This is a genomic window from Paenarthrobacter sp. PPS72 (genome assembly GCF_048537125.1).
GTDB lineage: Bacteria > Actinomycetota > Actinomycetes > Actinomycetales > Micrococcaceae > Arthrobacter > Arthrobacter nitroguajacolicus_E.
This window is the reverse complement of the sequence record NZ_JBLYIE010000014.1, coordinates 38,183-54,597: the sequence shown is the minus strand read 5'-3', so window position 1 is coordinate 54,597 and position 16,415 is coordinate 38,183. Positions and strand designations below refer to the sequence as shown.

The window sequence follows — 16,415 nt, the reverse complement described above, 5'->3', positions numbered from 1 at the left end:
TGAGAGAGGGTTCGCCTGAAGCACGCGGGACGTGAGAGAGGGTTCACCTGAAGCACGCGGGACGTGGGAGAGGGTCTTGCGGAGGTTGAGTGACCCGTGTCATACTCGTTTTCGATGCGCATCGACGATACGCATCGACAATCACAGGAAACTGTTCAGCAGAGAGCACAAGGAGGTCCGGCCATGCCCACCAGCAAGGACGTCGCCCAGGCCGCCGGAGTAGCTCAAAGCACAGTTTCCTACGTTCTAAGCGGCAAGCGGCCCATCTCCGAGAAGACGCGGAAAAAGGTAGAGGCTGCGATCGAGGAATTGACCTACCAGCCGAATGCCGGCGCCCGTGCCCTGGCCGGCCGACGGACACGTGTGATCGGACTGGTCATTCCGTTCATCCCGGAACTCGAAATGGCTTCCCTCATGGAGTTCGTGTCGGTGATCGCTTCCACGGCAAGGCAGTTTGATCACGACATTCTCCTGGTCACCGAAGACGAAGGGGCGGCGGGGCTTCGTCGCGTTGTGGGTCAACAGATCTGCGACGGCTTGATCCTCATGCAAGTCGAAGATGAGGATGAACGACTCCCCGTCGCGCGGTCGCTCAATGTCCCCGTGCTGCTGATCGGCATACCCCGGGACCCCTCCGGCCTGGTCTGCATTGACGCGGACTTCGAAATGGCAGGTGAGCAATGCGTCCGCGATCTGGCCTCGGCTGGCCACAGCGTCATCTCGATCATCGAATGGCAACCCGCGGTGGTGAACCGGCACGTCAATTACGTTGACCGATTCATGCGGGGAGCCGACGCGGCAGCCGAATCACTGGGAGTGGCAGTACAGCATTTCCCGGGAGGCGCAGATGTGGCCATCATCTCCGAGTCCGTGGACAAAGCACTGGCCGCAACCGAAGGCATACCGGCCTTCATTGCGCCTGACCGCACCATCCAGGATATTCTCCGCCGTGCGCTGGCCGCACGAGGCCTGACTCCGGGGGTGGACGTCTCCGTCATAGGCAGCGCCTCACCCACCCTGGCCGAACTACAGCCCGTTCCCCTCTCCACCATCGATCTGCGCCCGAGGGAAGTTTCCCGCCGGGCAGTGAAGATCATCTGCGACCTCCTCGAAGCCGAGAACCAAGGACCACACGAATCCCTGGAACTGGTACCCACGGTCATTACGCACCGTTCAAGCACGCTCCGCCCACCCCACGGCAGCTAACACCCCTCTGTAACCACCTGCTCTACCTCCGATTCCAAAGTTCATCGATACGCATCGTCGATACGCATCGATAAATCGATTCCCAGAAAGGAACAGACAATGAAGTCACCACAAAGGACATCCCGTCCACTCGCATTGGCAGTCGCCGCCTTGGTGGGTCTACCGCTGGCCCTCTCCGGCTGCGGCTCCTCCACTGCGGCATCGTCCTCAGAGACCGTCACCGAACTCTCAGTCATGGATTACTACAACAACGAGCCGGACAAATCGTTCATCGGCGATGCGCTGACAAAGTGCGGCACCCAGCTGGGCGTTACCGTCAAGCGGGAGACGGTCCCCGGAAAATCTCTCATTTCCAAGGTCCTCCAACAATCCTCCTCCAAGACTCTCCCCGACGTCCTGATGTTGGACAACCCGGACCTCCAGCAGATCGCAGCCACAGGAGCTTTGGCACCCCTTGCCGATTTCAAGGTCAGCACTGAAAACTTCGCTGAAGGTGTGCTGAGCGCGGGCACGTACAAGGACAAGGTGTACGGCTTGGCGCCAACCGTGAACACCATCGCCTTGTTCTACAACAAGGACATCCTGGCCAAGGCGGGTGTCACCCCGCCCACGACGTGGGATGAACTCAAGGATGCTTCCGCCAAACTCACCGCTGGAGACCAGTACGGACTCGCTTTCAACGCCAACCCCACCTACGAGGGCACGTGGCAGTTCCTTCCCGTCATGTGGTCCAACGGTGGTGATGAGAAGAAGATCGACACCAAAGAGACCGAGCAGGCCCTGCAGCTGTGGACGGACCTGGTAAAGAGCGGCTCGGTTTCATCATCTGCCCTTAACTGGACCCAGGCTGATGTCAAAGACCAGTTCCTGGCAGGCAAGGCAGCCATGATGGTCAACGGACCCTGGCAAATCCCGGCTTTGGACAAGCAACCCACGCTTCAGTACGGCGTAGTGAAGATCCCTGTACGTGAAGCCGGGCAGACGTCCGTGGCTCCGCTCGGCGGCGAAGTATGGACTGTCCCGCAAACCGGTAACAAAGCCCGGCAAGCAAAGGCAGCAGAGATGGTTGCCTGCCTGAACAGCGACGAGAACCAATTGGCCATGGCCACAGCCCGTAATACCATCCCTTCCAAAACCACCCTCTCGGACAAGTTCGCAAGCGACAACCCAAAGCTCGCCACGTTCACCGAGCTGATCAAGACAGCCCGTGCACGCACCGGCCAGCTCGGAGAAGAATGGCCTGCACAGGCCACCAAGATCTACACAGCCATCCAGACTTCGCTGACGGGCAACGCCTCACCGGCCGATGCCCTCAAGCAAGCCCAAGGTCAGTAGGCAAGCTGCTATGTCATTAGCAACTGACTTACCTCACTCAGAGGGGCGGGCCACCGGCGAGGCAGCGAAGACTCCCGGAACCGACACCGAAAAGCCGGCACCCCGGCGTCGTTCCCGCCAACGCCGCGAGCGCATCTTCCAGTGGCTCTTCCTGGTTCCCGCCGTGGTCTACATGACGTTGTTCTTCGGCTATCCGGTAGTCAAGAACGTGGTGATGAGTTTCCAGGACTACACCACCTCCACGTTCTTCACTGGAGAAGCCCCCTGGGTAGGGTTCGCCAACTACGTAACTGTATTGTCGTCGTCGTTGTTCTCGACGTCTTTGCTCAATACGGTGCTGTTCACCATTGGCTCCATCATTGGCCAGTTCGTGATCGGCCTTTCGCTGGCCATCTTCTTCCAGCGCAAGTTCCCGCTCAACGGAATCCTGCGGTCCCTGCTCCTGCTCCCTTGGCTGCTTCCCTTGATCGTCTCGAGTGCCGTGTGGCGCTGGATCCTGGATAAGGACAGCGGTGCGCTGAACCGATTCCTGGGAGACCTCGGCATCATCGATACCGGCATTCCATGGCTCACCAGCACTTCATTGGCCCTTATTGCCGTGGTGGGCGTCAACATCTGGATCGGCATCCCGTTCAACCTGACCATCCTCTACGGTGGCCTGCAGGAAATCCCGGACGAACTCTACGAGGCAGGCTCCTTGGACGGTGCCACGGGCTGGAAGGCCTTCCGGCACATCACCTGGCCCATGCTCAGGCCAGTGGTGAGCGTGGTCCTGGTGCTCGGCGTCGTCTACACGCTCAAGGTGCTGGACATCATCCTGGGCCTGACCAACGGCGGGCCCGCCAACTCCACCCAGACCATCGCGACGCAGTCCTACAACCTGTCCTTCCACGAGTTCAAGTTCGGCGAAGGTGCGGCATTGGGCAACGTGCTGGTGATCATCTCCCTGGTTTTCGCAGTGCTGTATCTGCGGGCCAGCCGACGCGCAGTGGATGAGTGAGGACAGCATGACAACCGTACTAAAGGCACCCACGCTCCGGCGCGCGGGCGGAAAACCCCAAAAAACCGCGGGACGCAAGAACTGGGGCTACACAGCACTGGCCATCTTCTTCCTGGCCATCATGCTGTTCCCGGTCTATTGGATGGTCAACGCCTCCCTTCAACCCAACGGCACCACTTTGGAAACCTCATGGTTCCCTGTGAAGCCCGACTTCACCGGTTATGCCACAGCCATCAACGAGCAAGCGGGCAACCTGGGAACCAGCCTCATCATTTCGCTGGGCAGCGTGGTGCTGAGTCTGGCCATTGCAGCCCCGGCCGCTTACGCCCTTGCCTATTTCAAAGTCCGGGGTGCCGGAGTGGTCTTGTTCGCCATACTCATCAGCCAGATGATTCCGGGAATCGTGGTGGCCAACGCGCTGTACACCGCCTACAACGATCTCGGCCTTCTCAACTCCATTCCGGGCCTGATCCTGGCTGACTCGGCCCACGGCATCCCGTTCGCCATCCTCATCATCCGGGCTTTCATGAACGGTATGCCGGCCTCGGTGATCGAGGCTGCCCGGATGGACGGGGCGGGTCACCTCCGGGCGTTCTGGTCGATCGTGCTTCCGCTCAGCCGGAACTCCCTGATCACTGCAGGGCTCTTCACGTTCCTGTTCGCGTGGAGTGACTTCCTCTTCGCACTGACCCTCACCACCACCGAAGCCGTCCGGCCCGTCACCTTGGGCATCTTCCAGTACATCGGCGCCTACGTGAACGACTGGAGTTCGGTCATGGCGACGGCGGTACTCGCCTCCATCCCGGCAATCGTCCTACTGGTCGCAGCCCAAAAATACATCGCCGCCGGCACCACCGGCGGTGCGGTCAAGTAGACCGCGTACCCACACCTTCAAGGAGAAATCATGACTGAGAGCAAGCCCATCCGCGTCACCGTGTGGTCCGAGAACCGCCACGAGAAGCGCGATGAACTCGTGGCACGCCTTTACCCGGACGGTATGCACGGCGCCGTCAAGGCGGGCATCGAAGAGAACCTGGGTGCCGCCGTCGAGGTCCGGACCGCGACGCTGGACGAACCGGAACACGGCCTCACCGAGGAAATCCTCGAGAACACCGATGTCCTCACCTGGTGGGGCCACATGTCCCACGCAGATGTTGACGACGAGATCGTGGAACGCGTCCACCGGCATGTCCTGGCCGGAATGGGCTTGATCGTGCTGCACTCCGGGCACTGGTCCAAGATCTTCACCAAGCTCATGGGCACCTCCTGCACACTGCGTTGGCGCTCCGAGCAGGACCGCGAACTCGTGTGGACCGTGGATCCCACGCACCCCATCGCGAAGGGCGTCCCGCATCCCATCGAGATCCCGCAACAGGAAATGTACGGCGAATTCTTCGACATCCCCACGCCCGAGGAACTGGTGTTCATCAGCTCCTTCAGCGGCGGCGAAGTCTTCCGGTCCGGCTGCACGTTCCGCCGCGGCCACGGCAAGATCTTCTTCTTCAGCCCCGGCGACCAGGACTACCCCGTCTACCACCACAAGGACGTCCGGCGTGTCATCGCCAACGCCGTGGAATGGGCCGTCACCGACCGCCCGGAACGCGCCGTCCCTGAGCTCCTGCGGTACGAGACCGGCGACTTCTTCAACGGCAAGAGCTACCAGGGGGCCAACGCGTGAGCACTTTCGCTACCATTCCCGACGACGGCACTCCCCTTCGCGTCGTCGTTGTAGGCGCAGGGGGAATGGGCCGCGCGTGGCTTCGTACGGTGGAGTCGTCGCCGTTGGTTGAGCTCGTCGGAATCGTTGATCTGGACCTTGCGGCTGCCGCTGACGCTGCGGCGTGGTTAGGGCGCCCCGGCCTCCCCGTTGGCGCCGGTACAGCTCAGTTGGCGTCCGACGTCGGAGCCCAGGCGGTCATCAACGTCACGGTTCCGGCTGCGCATCATCCGGTAACCACCGAAGCGCTGGCCGCCGGCTTACCGGTTCTGGGCGAGAAACCAGTGGCTTCGACTGTGGCGCAGGGCCTTTCCTTGGCAGCAGCCGCGGAACTTCACGCCCAGCTTTTCATGGTCAGCCAGTCCCGGCGCTACAACAAGCACCTGTTCTCGGCCAAGCGCCTGTCCTCCACATTGGGTTCAGTTGGCATCGTCTCGGCCGAGTTCTTCAAGGCACCGCACTTCGGGGGATTCCGTGACGCCATGGATCACCCGCTCCTGCTGGACATGGCCATACACCAGTTCGATATGGCCCGCTTCCTGCTCGACGCCGACCCCGTCTCAGTGTTCTGTGAGGAGTACAACCCGTCCTGGAGCTGGTATCGCGGAGATGCGGGATCCACGGCCATCTTCGAGATGACCGGCGGCGAGCGCTTCGTGTTCACAGGCAGCTGGTGCAGCCCTGGCCAGGAGACCTCGTGGAATGCATCGTGGCGGATCAGCGGTGAGCAAGGAACTGTCTTGTGGGACGGCGACAATGAGCCGGTGTCTTCCCTTCCTACTCAAGCCGGCGATGCCCTGGTTTCCGGCGATGCCTTCCTTTCTGAGGATCCGGGTCAGGAGATCGCCGGGTCGCTGCGGGACTTCGTGTCCGCTGTGCGCACCGGAAGCACGCCCATGGGACGGGTGCACCAGAACATCATGAGCCTGGCCATGGTGGAAGCCGCGATTCTCAGTGCTTCCGACGGCGTCCGGGTTTCCGTGGATTCGCTGCTCGAGGACTCGTATCAGCAAGCCGTCCTTGACGAGCGCGATCCTGCCGTGTTGGAGGTGCTGAAGTCCTGGACCTCGGTGCGGAGTGCTTTGGCCGGGGAGAGCGTGGCGTTGTGACGGGCGCGCCGGCGTAGCCCTCGTCGAGGGGTTAGCTCTCGGGACTATCGCGCCCACTTACTGCCGAGAGCCCGCCCCTCGACGAAGACTCCCACAGCGCTGAGGGGTTAGCTTTCGGCTTTTTGACGTGTCGATAATGCCGAAAGCCCGCCCCTCGATGCGCAGAAACGGCTACACGCCGTACTTCGCCAGCCGGAACTCCAACCCGTTCCGCACGGCGGGCCATTCGTGTTCCAGGATGGAGAACACCACGGTGTCGCGGAGGGCGCCGTCCTTGCTGCGGGAGTGGTTCCGAAGCACACCGTCCTGCTTGGCGCCGAGCCTGGCAATCGCCTCACGGGACTGCTGGTTCATCCAGTGCGTGCGGAATTCCACGGCCGGGCAGCCCAGCGTTTCGAAGGCGTGCCGCAGGAGCAGCAGCTTCGAATCCGGGTTGGTTCCCGTGCCGTGCGCCGACGCGGCATTCCAGGTTGACCCGATCTCCAAGCGAGGAGTTTCGGCGTCGATGTTCATGTAGGTGGTCATTCCTATGAGCTTGCGTGTTGCGTTGGACCGCGTGGCAAACGGCACCATGGACCCTTTTGCCTGCAGGTCCAGGCGGCGATCGATTTCGGCAGCCATACCCTCCGGCGTAGGGACGGAGGTGTACCAAAGCTTCCAGAGATCGCCGTCGCGGGCTGCGTCCACCAGCCCGTCATGGTGTTCCTGGCTCAATGGTTCCAGGGTCACGAATTTACCGGTCAGGGTGGTGGGTTCGATTGAAGTCACCCGGTTAGCCTAACCGCCTGCGGGGGTTAGGCGCTCCACTCGAAGAATCCCTTGCCCGTTTTACGTCCCAGTTCACCGCGTGCCACTTTGTCGCGAAGGATCTGCGGCGGAGCAAAGCGGTCGCCGAGCGTTGAGTGAAGGTACTCCGCGATGCCCAGCCGAACGTCCAAGCCAACAATATCCGTGGTCTTCAACGGGCCAGTGGGGTGCTTGTAACCCAGGACCATAGCGGCATCAATGTCCTCGGCGGACGCCACACCTTCCTCCACCATGCGCATCGCCTCGAGGGCAATTGCGACGCCAAGCCTGGAGGATGCAAAGCCGGGAGCATCATTGACGACGACGGCGGTCTTGCCGAGTGCCTCGGTCCAGTTTTTGGCCGCAGCAGCGAGTTCGGGAGACGTTTCCTTGGCCAGCACCACCTCAATGAGAGTGGAGGCGGGCACCGGGTTAAAGAAGTGCAAACCCACGAAGTGGGCCGGACGACGAAGTTCGCTGGCCAGGCCGGTCACGGACAACGAGGACGTGTTGGAGGCAAGGAATGCATCCGCGGACAGGTGTTCCTCAACAGCTTTCAGCGCTTTGACCTTGAGGTGGTAGTCCTCAGGCACTGCCTCCACCACCAGGCCGCAGTGAATGAACGACGCGTAGTCCGTGGAGGTGCTGAAGCGGGACATCGCCTGTTCGTGAGACTCGTTCAGGGTGCCGCGGGCAGCGGACTTGGTGACAGCGTCGGCAACGCGATCCTGCGCTCCGGCTGCTGCCTCGTGGTCGCGTTCCACCACGATCACATTGGCACCTTTGGTGAGGAAGGCGTGCGCGATCCCGGCACCCATCCGGCCACCACCCAGGACTCCGACGACGTGCGGGATGGTGGGAGCTTGGCTCATTTCTGTGTCCTGTCTTGCGGGTCTGCGGTGGTTGTTGCGGGTGCGGCGGTGTCTTGGGATGCCTTGGCCGACTTCTTATCCAGGAATGCCTGCATTCGGTCAAACTTGGCCTGGGACTCGAAAAGAATCCCCTGCGCGAGCGTATCGATCAGCGGGTGTGCTTCTACCGGGGCGTGGAACACGGATTTGGTGATCCGCACGGCCAAGGGGTCCTGGCGTCCGATCCTGTCCGCCAACTTGTGCGCGGCATCCATGAGGTCAGGTGCTTCATGGATCTCCGTGATGAGGTTGATGCGCAGGGCTTCTTCGGCGCGCAGCACTGCGCCGGCCAGGAGGATTTCCTTGGCTTTGGGCTCCCCCACGAGTTCCTTGAGCCGCCAACTGGCCCCAGCCGCTGCAAGGATCCCCAGGCCGGTCTCCGGATTGCCGATGCGGACACTCGGAGTGCCAATGCGGAAGTCGGCGGCGTACGCGAGCTCTGCTCCACCACCAAGGCAATACCCGTCCAAGGCCGCGATGACGGGCATGGGCAACCTGGCGATGCGGACAAAGATGGTGGAGTTGATCCCCTGCAAAGCGTCGTCACGGCGGCGTTCGCGCAACTGGCCAATATCCGCGCCGGAGGCGAAAACGCCCTCAGTCCCTGCAATGATCAGTACCTTCGGATTCCGCTCGAGTTCAGCACACACCTGGTGAAGCTCGTCCACCATTGTCTGGTCAATCGCGTTACGGACCTCGGGACGGTTCAGCAGGACAGTGAGCCGGTCCTCGCGTTCCTCGATGAGAAGCGTGGTGAAGTCTTGCGGATCCAGCGCCATTACACGCCTTCCATCAGCATCGCGGTGCCCTGTCCGACGCCGATGCACATCGTGGCCAGTCCGAGCTTGGGTCCGGAGGATGACGCGAGTTCCCGCTCCATCCGACCCAGCAGCGTGATGGCGATTCGTGAGCCGCTGGAACCGAGCGGGTGCCCCAAACTGATGGCGCCGCCGTCGTTGTTGACGATTTCCGGGTTCAGTCCAAGGCGACGCATGCTCGCCAGCGACTGCGTGGCGAAAGCCTCATTAAGTTCCACGGCACCCAGCTGATCCACCGTGAGCCTGGAGCGTGCCAGGACTTTTTGGGTAGCCGGGACCGGGCCGATGCCCATGATCTCAGGCTCGCAGCCGGCAGATGCGCCGTCCACAATGCGGGCCCGGGGCGTTAGGCCAAACTTCTTGATGGCGGCCTCGGAAGCGACGATGATCGCCGAGGCGCCGTCGTTGAGGGTGGAAGAATTGCCGGCCGTAACCACGGATCCGCCCGGAACAACCGGCCGCAGCTTGGCCAGGACGTCCATGGTAGTTCCTTCGCGGGGGCCCTCATCGGTATCCACCAGCGTTTCGGACTTCCGGGTCTTCACAATGACGGGAACAATTTCGTCGTTGAATCGACCCCCGGCAATGGCGGCCAGTGCTAGCTCGTGGGAGCGGACGGCGAAAGCGTCAGCGTCCTCCCGGGAGATGTTGTCCACACGGCCCACTTCCTCCGCCGTCTCGGGCATGGAGTAAGTCATCTTGCCGTCGCGCGAGAGCTCGCCCTTGTTGAAGAGCGGATTGGTGAAGCGCCAGCCAATGGAGGTATCAAAGATCTGGCCGGGCTTGGCGAACGCCGTAGTGGGCTTTTCCTGCACCCACGGGGCACGGCTCATGGATTCGACGCCGCCGGCCACCACGATGTCCGCAGCTCCGGACTTGATCATCTGGCTGGCCATGATGATCGCGCTGAGGCCCGAGGCACACAAGCGGTTGACCGTGATCCCAGGGATGTGGAGCGGAAGTCCCGCGAGGAGCGTTGCCATGCGGGCTACGTTTCGGTTTTCCTCGCCCGCGCCGTTGGCGTTGCCGAGGATCACCTCGTCAATGGAGTCAGGATCGACGCCGGCACGCGCCACCGCTTCCCGGACCACCAGTGCAGCAAGATCGTCCGGGCGGACGGAGGACAGCGCCCCACCGTAGCGACCTACAGGCGTACGTGCGCCGCCAACAAGAAAAGCCTCGACCATGAGAACATCCTTCGCGAAGTGAAAGGGACCGATCCGGAATAATATACCGACCGTTCGTTCTATAAAGATTACACTGCCCGGAGGGCCGGTCAACAGCTGAAGCCCTCAGTTACGGACCCCAAAGGACCGGCCCTGGCCCGCATCAGATCACCCGGATACCCAAATGCCCGGCCAACAACGGCGCCATGAGGCTCAACTGGTAATCATCAATCACCACGCCTGCGAGCCCCGCCAAACCGTTGATTCCGCGGAACTCCGAAGTCCTCAGATCCACGTCCTTCAGCTTGGCGCCCGTGACATCCAGCGTGCCGATAGTGCAGTTCTTCAATGCCAACCGCGTTCCCGTGCACCCTCCGAGATCAAGTTCATTGATGATGCAATCGGAGATCTGGATATCCATGAGCTTGGAGCCGCGCAGGTTCACATAATCCAGCTTGCCGCCGTCGATTCGGACAGACCGCCAGTTTCCCTCATAAAGTTCAGCCGAACCCCACCGCGGATTGGTGATCTCTACGTCCTGCCAGGAAGTTCGCGCAGCCATGAAAACCGGGGCGTACGGCTCGGAAAAGATGCACTCACGGAATGTCGCGCCCCGCAACTGAGCCTCGTTGAAGGAGACACCGTTCAGCTCGCACTCAATGAAATCTGCACCGCTCAGTTCCTCTCCATCGGCGGAAACGCGGGTGAGCCTGACGCCGTCGTACCGTTCGCCGCGCTGGAAGTCCGGGGCGTCGTCGTCACGCAGTTCATCCAGCCGCACCGGCGAAATCTTGGGCGCGGCAACCTTTGCTCCCGCCATCAGAGCGTTTCCGCTTTGGCTGCGATCTCGGCGAGGTCCTTGGCCAGGGCCTTGCGGGTCATGCTCATCCCGATCTTCCCGAACAGAGCCACGCCCACCTTGCTGAGGAGCGACGGATTGGTCACCGCGGCCCCGAAAGTCAGCGTCAGATCGGTGCCGCCGTGGCTCTCGGTGAGGTTGAAGCGGCTGGTGTAGTCCGCACCGCCCTGAAGTGCCTTGACCGTGGTGCTGCGCGGAGGGTCCGTCTCGGAAACCCACATCTCGACGGTCTCCTTCTTACCCATCATGGTCCGGGTTTCCTTCCAGCGCGTGCCCTCCCCGTAAGGGCCATCGCTGAGCATCTGGATTGAGTCGATGCCGGAGAGCGTACCGGCTGATCCGGGAATGTCCGATATGACGGCCCAAACCTTCTCCGGGCTTGCGTTGACGTGCTGCGTCAGGGTGGTGGTGTGTTCCATACATCGAGCCTAGACCCGACCCCTGACACTCCCAACTGACAGGTCTGCCGCAATAGCACGCACAACAGGCCCCACAACAGGCCCCCTCCACTTGCGGGGCCCNNCACGCACAACAGGCCCCACAACGCAAAACGGCGCGTGCGACCAAAAGGAGGCACGCGCCGTCGAGCGTTTGAAGCGTTTGAAGCGTTTGGAGCGTTTGAAACCAGAGGCTTAGCTGAACAGCTCGCTCTTGGGTTCGTTGTTCTTGACCTTCTGCCATCCGAGCCACAGCACCAGGGCGAAGAACGGGATGGTCGCGAGGGTCCACAGGCCCAGCAGGAAGACCTCGCCGGTTTCCTTGTTGGTCATGGAGTCGAAACCGATCAGAACGGTGATGGCCAGCAGGGCAATAAGACCCAACCAGCTGGTCCACGGCGAACCCGGCATCGGCAGGGTGGAGACGTTGCCGCGCTTCTTCCGCAGTGCGATCTGGCTCGCGAAAATGGAGCCCCATGTGAAGATCACGCCGATGGACGCGGTGTTCAGCGCGAGGTCGAACGCGTACGAGCCACCCAGCCAGATGTTGAGCAGGATGCCTACCAGGTACACGCCACCGATTGCCAGGATGGCCGCGTACGGCACGTGGCGGGTGGACATCTTGGTGAGCCCCTGCGGAGCGTGGCCGTTGTTGGCCATGGTCCGGAAGATGCGGCCGATCGAGTACAGGCCCGAGTTGCAGGAGGACAGGGCGGCAGTGATGACGATCATGTTCATGACATCGCCCATCCAGCCGAGGCCCATCTGGCCGAACACGGTAACGAACGGCGAGGTGCCGGCAACGTACTGGTCGGACGGCAGCAGCATCGCGAGCAGCGTCACCGAACCAACGTAGAAGACCACAATACGGACCACGACGGCGCGGATCGCCTTGGGAACTTCGCGCTCCGGGTTTTCCATCTCGCCAGCAGTGATGCCGACGAGTTCAATGGCGTTGTAAGCGAAGATCACGGCGTTGAGGACCAGGATCATCACCAGGCCGCCCTTGGGGAACATGCCGCCGTTTTCGTGGAAGAGGTTGGCCACAGACGCGTTGCCGTCGCCCACCTTGGCGTTGGTGACAACCATGAACGTGCCAACAGCCAGGAAGATCACGATCGCCGCGACCTTAAGGCAGGAAGCCCAGAATTCGAACTCGCCGAACGCCTTGACGCTGAACAGGTTCACGGCCACCAGCAGCACCAGTGCTGCGATGGCGGACAGTTCAATAGGCACATTCGGGAAGAAGAACTGGAAGTACAGGCCGATTGCGATCAGCTCGGCAATGCCTGTCATGGCCCAGTTGATGAAGTACATCCACCCGGAAAGGAAGGCGCCCTTCTTGCCGAACATTTCACCGGCGTAACTCACGAAGGAGCCGGAGGTCTGGCGGTACATGATGAGTTCGCCGAGGGCGCGCATCAGCAGGTAAGCGATGACGCCGGCAATGGCGTAGGAGAAGATCAGGGCAGGGCCCGTGGAGGCCAGACGGCCACCGGCGCCCATGAACAGACCGACGCCGATAGCGCCACCCATGGCGATCATGGTGACGTGGCGGCGGCTCAGGGTCTTCTGGTATCCCTCGGCACTGAGGTTGGAGTCCGAGGCTACGGATGAGGCCTTGGAGCTCTGGAGATCTGTGGGAGTACTTTGCGGCACAGCTGTTCCTTGTGGGTTGGGGTGTTGCTGTTGGTGTTACGCCGGTGCCGGAACACGGGCGGCTTTGGCACACATAATTCGAGCTTTTCCTCGTTGGAGGGCCCGAAGTGTGACAAAGAACGCAGAACGCCGAAGCTTCGCGCAACCCGTCTATCTTACGGGATTAACCCCAATGCCCGTGACGCAGGCAACAAGGGCCTGTGGAAAAGCGCCTCTCAGCCCCGCATCAGCACGATGTTCCCGGCCTCATCTGCGAAGACTTTGTAAGACCGCAAAGGGTTGGCGCCCGTAGTGGAACATCCGCTTTCCAGCTCGAAGGCGTGTTGGTGAAGGGGACAGATGACCACGCTGTGGTCGATGGTGCCGTCGGCGATCGGGCCGCCTTTGTGGGGGCAGACACCCGAGACTGCCCGCAACGATCCGTCCCGTAACCTGAACACCGCCACCTGCTCGCCGTCCACTCCGAAGGCCCTGCCCTCCCCGAACGGAATTTGGTCCACCGGCCCTAAGACGCGCTGAAAGTTCGATTCGACGGCGGACAGGGACTGCGTGCTCATCGGACAGGCACCTGAGGCAGCACGGTCAACGGCAGGGAGGTCCGGAACTGCCCGGGCGTGAGTGGATCATCGCGTTCACTCCAAGGGTCAGCATAGGCATCCACAGAAGCTTGCATGGCTGCGTCCAACCGCCCGGCGATACCCTCTGAGTCGTCCAGGATGACTCTCCGAAGGTGTTCGATGCCTACCCGTGGCACAAAGGCGTAGGTCCGTTCCAGCCAGTTGGCGTTCTCCCTGTAGTACTGCATGAACCGGCCCGCCAGGAGGGTGACCTGATCAGGGGTATCCACGGTGACCAACAGATCTCCCTTGCGGATGTGGGCACCGGCCGCACCGCCCACATAGATCTCCCATCGGCCACCTTCCACCGCCACTACGCCGACGTCCTTGACCAATGATTCCGCACAATTGCGCGGACAGCCGGAGACCGCGAGTTTCAGCTTGGCCGGTGCCTCAATTCCCTGGAAACGGGACTCCAATCCAATGCCCAAGCCGGTTGAGTCGCCTGTTCCAAAGCGGCAATAATCCTTGCCGACACAGGTCTTGACGGTCCTGAAGCTCTTGCCATAGGCATATCCGGACGGCATGTCCAGATCAGCCCAGACCTGTGGCAGGTCCTCCTTGGGCACCCCCAGCAGGTCGATCCGTTGCCCGCCTGTCAGCTTGATCATGGGAATCTTGTGTTTCTCCGCGACGTCGGCAATTCTCCGGAGCTGTTGGACCGACGTCACTCCGCCTTTCATTTGTGGGACTACGGAGAACGTGCCGTCCCGCTGGATGTTGGCGTGTACGCGGTCATTGATGAAACGGGCATCGCGTTCATCAACGTACTGATCGGCCAGCATCATTTTCAAGAGGGATGCAAGGGCCATCTTCGATTTAGCGTCCTCAAGCTTTCCCGGGGCGAGAGCGGCAAACACCTGGGAAACGGAGCGCAGCCCTCGTGCCCGGATCTCAGCCATCAAAGCGGCCTTATCCAGCGGAATTCCGGGAACGTAGTAGCTCGCTGCCGGGTCTTCCTCCACCGCCCCGCCCGCGGCCCATTCCACCACCTGTGTGACCATGAGCTTGCACGAGCCACAGCCTTTTCCCGCCCGGGTAGCGTCCATGGCCGCGGATACCGAGGTGCAGCCACCCTTCACCACAGCAACAAGTGCCCCTTTGGAAACTCCGTTGCAGTTGCAGACCTGCGCGCTGTCAGCCAGTTCGGCCACGCTCTCCTCGGCACTTGGTCCACCGAGATCGAACATTAGCGATAGACGCTCCTCGGGGAGGGCCAAGCCCTGATCAAAAGCCTGGGTCAGGTAGGCCACCTTCCGGCTATCGCCCAACAACGTGGCGCCCACCATTTTGTTGTCGCGAATGACGATCGACTTGAACACGCCCCGGCCCGGTTCCGAGAACACGATGTGTTCATCTGTGTCGCGCTCCGGCCCGGCAAGCCCCATGGACGCAACATCGACGCCGGCCACCTTTAGTTTGGTGGCGGTCCGGGAGCCCAGATACACCGATGAACGATCCACCCCGGTGACTTGATCGGCCAGCACGGCAGCCTGCTCCCACAGTGGGGCCACCAGTCCGTACACCTCACCGCGGTGCTGCACGCACTCCCCTACGGCGAAGATATTCTCTTCATCCATGACGCGCAGGTGGTCGTCCACCACAATGCCCCGCTCCACTGCCAGGCCACTCACGACGGCGACGTCAACGTTTGGCCTGATGCCGGCGGTAACCACCACCATGTCGCAGCCGAGCTCGCGTTGATCGCGCAGGCTTACCCCGGTGATGCGCTCCGCGCCAAGGATCGCTGTGGTCCGGCTTCCCGTATGCACTTCGATGCCCAGCGCCTCGACGCTCCGCCGCAGTATTGCACCGCCGTCGGGCCCTAATTGCGCATTCATCAGATGCCCGCCGGAGTGAACCACAGAAACGGCCAATCCATTGGCCTGTAAGCCGTGGGCCGCTTCCAGCCCGAGCAAGCCGCCGCCGATCACCACTGCCCGGCTATGGTGCTCACTATTGGCGAACTGAATCATCTTCCGGGTATCGTCCAAGGTCCTGAACGTGAAGACACCGTGCCTGACTGCTCCACTGGGTGCAAAGACGCCCTCCATGGGCGGCAAGTGTGAACGGCTGCCGGTCGCGATGATGAGGTCGTCGTAAGGTTCCACCCGGCCGTCGGCGGCAAAGACGTGCTTGCTGAACTTGTCGATGCGGTCCACCCGGACACCGGCATGGAGTGTGATGTTGTTCTGCTGGTACCAGCTAAGAGAGTTGAGGAAGATATCCGCATCGCCCTCCTCACCGGACAGGACATGGCTGAGCATGATCCGGTTGTAATTCCCGTAGGGTTCGTCGCCAAACATGGTGATGTGGAAGAGGTCAGAGCCGCCCCTTGCCAGGATTTCCTCCACGGCCCGGGCGCCGGCCATTCCGTTGCCGATGACCACCAGCCGCCGGCGCATCAGTGCTCCACCATCCCGAGGTCCACCACAACCGAACCCCTGACGCCTGCGGGAGCCACGATGAACAGCTCGATCACCGACCCACCGTCAGTGTCTTCAACAACCCTCAGCGGAATATGGACGTCGCTTTTGGCCCCGATGGGGAAGTAACGGATGGGCACGCCGTCGCGCATGAGGACCACGGTGATGAGCTCGGGACTGGAATTGCCCCCGCGGAAGTACAGCGTTTGGTTCACGACGCCGTCCGGGACAAAGTGCGCCAGCTCGCTGTGGAGGGGGACTGGCTTTTCCATGCCGCTGCCCTCGAACGGGTAGATGCCCTGCAGGAAGAGATTCTGGATGATCACGGAAGTTCCTTTCGGCCGGCTTCCTTCCATGGTGCTCCGGCCG

At 61.7% G+C, this 16,415-nt stretch carries 16 protein-coding genes; 6 read left to right on the top strand and 10 right to left on the bottom strand.

Annotated elements, in window-relative coordinates; genetic code table 11:
• The first annotated feature begins 183 nt into the window (after nucleotides 1-183).
• The 6 genes from ACLRGI_RS06705 to ACLRGI_RS06680 all read left to right on the top strand — a co-directional run bounded on the left by ACLRGI_RS06705 (nucleotide 184) and on the right by ACLRGI_RS06680 (nucleotide 6,367).
• Entirely contained in the window at nucleotides 184-1,206 is a 1,023-nt protein-coding gene (locus ACLRGI_RS06705) for a LacI family DNA-binding transcriptional regulator (protein ID WP_419200884.1), read from the top strand.
• Between the two features lie 99 nt (nucleotides 1,207-1,305).
• Nucleotides 1,306-2,541: a sugar ABC transporter substrate-binding protein gene (locus ACLRGI_RS06700; RefSeq protein ID WP_419200883.1), complete on the top strand. Its 1,236-nt coding sequence runs from the start codon at nucleotides 1,306-1,308 to the stop codon at nucleotides 2,539-2,541.
• Nucleotides 2,542-2,551: 10 nt separating this feature from the next.
• Nucleotides 2,552-3,541, top strand: a complete 990-nt coding sequence (locus ACLRGI_RS06695) for a carbohydrate ABC transporter permease (RefSeq protein WP_419200882.1) — start codon at nucleotides 2,552-2,554, stop codon at nucleotides 3,539-3,541.
• A 7-nt stretch (nucleotides 3,542-3,548) separates the two neighbouring features.
• Complete coding sequence (locus ACLRGI_RS06690) at nucleotides 3,549-4,415, top strand: carbohydrate ABC transporter permease (protein ID WP_419200881.1); 867 nt, start codon at nucleotides 3,549-3,551, stop codon at nucleotides 4,413-4,415.
• Between the two features lie 30 nt (nucleotides 4,416-4,445).
• On the top strand, nucleotides 4,446-5,219 hold the full coding sequence (locus tag ACLRGI_RS06685) for a ThuA domain-containing protein (protein WP_419200880.1): 774 nt from the start codon (nucleotides 4,446-4,448) through the stop codon (nucleotides 5,217-5,219).
• Nucleotides 5,216-6,367, top strand: a complete 1,152-nt coding sequence (locus tag ACLRGI_RS06680) for a Gfo/Idh/MocA family protein (protein ID WP_419200879.1) — start codon at nucleotides 5,216-5,218, stop codon at nucleotides 6,365-6,367. Before ACLRGI_RS06685 ends, ACLRGI_RS06680 begins: the two co-directional genes overlap by 4 nt.
• A 171-nt stretch (nucleotides 6,368-6,538) precedes the next feature.
• Here the strand turns inward: ACLRGI_RS06680 and ACLRGI_RS06675 are convergent, their stop codons facing one another.
• From ACLRGI_RS06675 to ACLRGI_RS06630, 10 genes are all read right to left on the bottom strand, one after another.
• The gene (locus tag ACLRGI_RS06675; RefSeq protein ID WP_419200878.1) at nucleotides 6,539-7,135 is read right to left on the bottom strand and encodes a GNAT family N-acetyltransferase; all 597 of its coding nucleotides are present in this window, start codon (nucleotides 7,133-7,135) and stop codon (nucleotides 6,539-6,541) included.
• A gap of 26 nt (nucleotides 7,136-7,161) precedes the next feature.
• Nucleotides 7,162-8,025, bottom strand: a complete 864-nt coding sequence (locus ACLRGI_RS06670) for a 3-hydroxyacyl-CoA dehydrogenase family protein (protein WP_419200877.1) — start codon at nucleotides 8,023-8,025, stop codon at nucleotides 7,162-7,164.
• Nucleotides 8,022-8,843, bottom strand: a complete 822-nt coding sequence (locus ACLRGI_RS06665) for an enoyl-CoA hydratase/isomerase family protein (RefSeq protein WP_419200876.1) — start codon at nucleotides 8,841-8,843, stop codon at nucleotides 8,022-8,024. The genes ACLRGI_RS06670 and ACLRGI_RS06665 overlap by 4 nt, the downstream gene beginning before the upstream one ends.
• Nucleotides 8,843-10,069 (bottom strand): thiolase family protein, encoded by a 1,227-nt coding sequence (locus ACLRGI_RS06660; RefSeq protein WP_419200875.1) that lies wholly within the window; start codon nucleotides 10,067-10,069, stop codon nucleotides 8,843-8,845. Before ACLRGI_RS06660 ends, ACLRGI_RS06665 begins: the two co-directional genes overlap by 1 nt.
• A gap of 142 nt (nucleotides 10,070-10,211) precedes the next feature.
• Nucleotides 10,212-10,868, bottom strand: a complete 657-nt coding sequence (locus ACLRGI_RS06655) for a pentapeptide repeat-containing protein (RefSeq protein WP_419200874.1) — start codon at nucleotides 10,866-10,868, stop codon at nucleotides 10,212-10,214.
• A complete protein-coding gene (locus ACLRGI_RS06650) occupies nucleotides 10,868-11,326 on the bottom strand; it encodes an SRPBCC family protein (RefSeq protein ID WP_419200873.1) in 459 nt (152 codons plus the stop codon). Before ACLRGI_RS06650 ends, ACLRGI_RS06655 begins: the two co-directional genes overlap by 1 nt.
• A gap of 213 nt (nucleotides 11,327-11,539) precedes the next feature.
• Nucleotides 11,540-13,003, bottom strand: coding sequence for an amino acid permease (locus ACLRGI_RS06645; RefSeq protein ID WP_419200872.1), 1,464 nt, complete (start codon nucleotides 13,001-13,003; stop codon nucleotides 11,540-11,542).
• Between the two features lie 215 nt (nucleotides 13,004-13,218).
• On the bottom strand, nucleotides 13,219-13,560 hold the full coding sequence (locus tag ACLRGI_RS06640) for a Rieske (2Fe-2S) protein (protein ID WP_419200871.1): 342 nt from the start codon (nucleotides 13,558-13,560) through the stop codon (nucleotides 13,219-13,221).
• On the bottom strand, nucleotides 13,557-16,025 hold the full coding sequence (gene nirB / locus ACLRGI_RS06635) for a nitrite reductase large subunit NirB (protein ID WP_419200870.1): 2,469 nt from the start codon (nucleotides 16,023-16,025) through the stop codon (nucleotides 13,557-13,559). The genes ACLRGI_RS06640 and nirB overlap by 4 nt, the downstream gene beginning before the upstream one ends.
• Entirely contained in the window at nucleotides 16,025-16,372 is a 348-nt protein-coding gene (locus tag ACLRGI_RS06630) for a molybdopterin oxidoreductase (RefSeq protein ID WP_419200869.1), read from the bottom strand. Before ACLRGI_RS06630 ends, nirB begins: the two co-directional genes overlap by 1 nt.
• Nucleotides 16,373-16,415: the final 43 nt, after the last annotated feature.